General features: G+C 43.8%; 3 protein-coding genes. All 3 read right to left on the bottom strand.

Annotated elements, in window-relative coordinates; all coding sequences use genetic code 11:
• Positions 1-29: 29 nt before the first annotated feature.
• A complete protein-coding gene (locus QUA04_RS29140; RefSeq protein ID WP_333264135.1) occupies positions 30-785 on the bottom strand; it encodes a caspase family protein in 756 nt (251 codons plus the stop codon).
• A 155-nt stretch (positions 786-940) separates the two neighbouring features.
• A complete protein-coding gene (locus QUA04_RS29135) occupies positions 941-1843 on the bottom strand; it encodes a peptidoglycan-binding protein (protein ID WP_333264132.1) in 903 nt (300 codons plus the stop codon).
• Between the two features lie 41 nt (positions 1844-1884).
• Positions 1885-2829 (bottom strand): glycoside hydrolase family protein, encoded by a 945-nt coding sequence (locus tag QUA04_RS29130; protein ID WP_333264129.1) that lies wholly within the window; start codon positions 2827-2829, stop codon positions 1885-1887.
• Positions 2830-3052: the final 223 nt, after the last annotated feature.

Here is a 3052-nt window from a genome sequence, read left to right as displayed (position 1 = left end):
CTTCTTTGAACACAACTTGATATTTTTTATTATATCATATTAGTTGTTTGTGTAATTAATTTTGTTTGACTACTTAGAAGCACATAATCTCTGGCTGCACGCAATCCAGAAGCTTTTAGTCCCCGAGTGGTTTGTTCAGAGATCGATCGCCAACTTTGTTCTAGAGTTTCTAGAGGTGCCACCAGTTCTTGACCAGGTTGCAGAGGTTTTTCATCAATTCCTTCTCCCCCTCGAATTTCTACATCCCCTCGCGTATTGCCTCCAGAGTGACAACAATCCAACACCACCGTAACGGTTAGTTTTTTATCTACCAATTCCTTCAACAGTGTTGCTAGCTCGAGATCGCGGAGATACTGTCCTTCTGAAGTGCCAATATCTGTAGGAACTAATCCCTCATCAATTTCATCCTCACCTTTAATAGATGTGAAAACAGTTTTTGCCCGTCCACCATGTCCAGAGTAGTGAATATATACTTGCGCTCCTTCCGCAGCCATTTCCCCCAGTTTCCTAAAGGAATCGATCATATTCTGACGAGTTGGTAGTTTTTCCGGTAATTCTACAGGCTTGGTGAGTTCATTAGGGTTAACCGAAGCTGTCAGTTTCAAAATTTGTGCTTTGGGAACTTTCCTCTCATTAATTAAGAAAGCTTCTACACGATCGATATCTCGTACACAGCCCCCAAGATTTTTGTAAAGACTACCATTAGGCAATCCATTCGGCATATAGCAGTCAATACCGATTAATAGTGCGTAAATATTCGGTGTTTGTTCAGGTTGGTTAGTCATTTTAATTCGTTACTCTCGTGTCTTTTTCTAATTCATTCAGAGCGTTGGTGTATCGGCAGAGTTCTGGAGCCGCAAATTCAAGCTCTTCAGAAGACTCTGCCTATTCAGAAACGCATTTTTAAGTTCAAGATTTGGTTGACTCGATCGCGAACAGTTCAAGCCATTAGCTCGCGGGTTTTGACAGCGACAATTCCGTCTGGCTTCAAACCCTTCTGCTGCTGAAATTCCTTGACGGCTTTATCTGTTGCTGGCCCAAATTCACCATCAGCCCCAACTACAATCCCAGCCTTTTTCAAACCCTCCTGAAGCTTGAGTACATCCGAACCTTCCATTCGGGGCATCGCCAAGCGCAACGTTCTGGGTTTGTCATTCCACGGCGCTTTAGGAAACCCTGGAGCAGGAGAGCGATTAAGTGCATCCTCAGTTTGAGAACCAAAACCGCCATCTTCGCTAATCGTTTCATTAGGATGATTCTGATTCCAAAGCTGCTGAAATGCGAGTATTGATTTGCTGCGAAGATCGATCGTGCAGCCGCCTTGGTAGTCGAAGTGAGGAGGATCGCCCGGTAATGGATTCCAGCCATACCGCATCAAATAAACTTCCCAGCCTGTTGCATCTTCAATGTCGATCGCTAACCCAGTTTGGTGGTTGCTGGCTCCCGGTGGAGCTACAGGATTAGAGTTGTTGAAGCGATCGTTATACAGCAGCATTTGCTGAGCGATCGTGCGGTAGGCAGAGTTTACCTGCATAGTTTGACCTCGATCTTGAATCGCTCTCTGGAGTGCCTGTTTTGCAGGGGCTTGTACATAGGGAAAGGCTGCATCCAGCAAGTCTACATTGAGGTCATCAAAACTGACAAAGGCATCTGGCATCATCAATTGCAGTTGATATATCAACTGCTGGGATAAGCCATTTACCACGGCCGTCGAAGACATGGGTGCATCTTTGAGCAATCCGGGAAAACTGCCTTTAATTTCCAACATATCCCGTTGGACAAATTCTTCACAGGCTTCGACAATTACAGGTTGATTAAAGAGAAGATCGCTTGATTCAGTCATGGTTTTCTCCAATCTGTTTGAATTTAGTTACACAATCGATGTTATAGTCCCAATTCTTTTCGCGTTTGGGCACCTACAACACCATCCGCCATTAGCCCTTTCTGCTCCTGAAACTGCCTCACTGCCTTGTCAGTATCATTACCAAATACTCCATCAGGTTCGAGATTGATTCCTGCTGCTTTCAAAGCTTTTTGTACTTGACGAACATCCTCACCTTGCATGACAGGAGCGGTGAGTTTCAAGGTGCGAGGTGCTTCTGAGATTGTTTCACCTGTTACTTCTTCGCCTGTTCCTTCATAGGTTAAGAATGACTGCCAGGGATTTCCCAAAAACAGTGCTCGTTCAGCCAATCGTCGGCGTGTCAGCCCTAGCCAGGGTTCACCATTTACCTTATTCCACACAGGAAACTGATTAGCTGCTCCTTGATAATTTCCCTGGTTCAAAAGCTTCAGAAGAGTTGAATCTCCAAAAGCTTCAGGGCCGACATTGAAGCAGAAACAAACCAGTGCAGAAAAGTGGTTGTCATTTATCTCAACTTCAACGGCATCCTCAACAAAGGATTCAAATTTTTCTAAATCGAGGTGCAGCAATTCTTCTGCTTGCGTTTGGCTAATCGTCTGTCCTGGAAAAACATCGTCGCCAGTGTGTCCGTAACCAATTGTCCAAACTCCACCGCCATCATCATAAGCAGTCAGCTCGCATCCTTCAAACGTAGTGAGAAGCTTAAAGCCTTCTCCATTGATATGCTTTGAACCTCTGCGTTCTGCCACTTCAGGCGGTTGTTTTTCTGGAGGATTAATGTTGTATGTTTTAGCTACGCTGAACTTTAAAGCATCAATTAATGCTTTTACTTGCCCATTTGTCTCCGTGACTTTAACGGCTAGGTCGTCTTTTATTTCGTACACGCGACCATCGCCGAAGATTTCAAGTGATCTTGGCATTTTAGTTTTTTCTTTTGAAAAGGTAGATGAACTCGAAAGACGCATCCTCAAGATCCCGATCGCCAAACTTTTGCCTGCCTCTCACAACGTGTGAAAAGATTTTATCAATTGATACTTGTTATCAAAAGTCTTTATCTGACCAGTGATTTCACTGACTACGCCTGTTCCAAAGTCATTTCCGGTATTTTCTCTAATACCAATTTTATGTGAAGTTGCATATAATAGAGAGATAGCTTGTATGGTGCGTTTATGAGTCGTAGTTTAAAAA

Source organism: Microcoleus sp. S13_C5 (assembly GCF_036700845.1).
GTDB lineage: Bacteria > Cyanobacteriota > Cyanobacteriia > Cyanobacteriales > Microcoleaceae > Microcoleus.
Note: the sequence above shows the minus strand (reverse complement) of the source record. Positions and strands in the feature narration are given on the sequence as shown.